This is a genomic window from Treponema sp. R6D11, from assembly GCF_054786075.1.
Window position 1 is genome coordinate 1 of record NZ_BDHD01000963.1, and the last position, 432, is coordinate 432.

Annotated in this window: 1 protein-coding gene; it reads right to left on the bottom strand. The window is 47.2% G+C overall.

From position 1 onward, the window contains the following. The coding region (locus ACYVTD_RS17015; RefSeq protein ID WP_461248829.1) for an adenylate kinase family protein at positions 1-399 on the bottom strand (399 nt) is incomplete at its 3' end. Positions 400-432: the final 33 nt, after the last annotated feature.

The window sequence follows — 432 nt, forward strand, 5'->3', positions numbered from 1 at the left end:
GTGAAAATTGTATCCACATTTTCGACAGACCCTGCGTCCGCCAAGGCGTTCAAGCACGCCCGAATCGGGAATGTCAAAATTGATAACTTTGTCTACTTTGGAAAAACCGGCCAGCGCCTCCGCCTGCGGAATTGTCCGGGGGAAGCCATCTAAAATATATCCTTTTTTAACGTCGTCTTTGGTAAGGCGTTCTTTTACAAGGGCAATTGTCGTCTCATCGTCCACAAGTTTTCCCGCGTCGATGATGGCCTTAACTTTAAGCCCCAGCGGAGTCCCGTCCGCTATCGCCGTCCTGAAAATTGAGCCTGTGCTTATCTGCGGTATTCCAAGTATCTCCACGGCTCTGACCGCCAAAGTTCCCTTGCCCGCTCCAGGGGGGCCTAAAAAAATCAAATTCATAATTTTCTCCTTATTTAATATAATTAATAATAC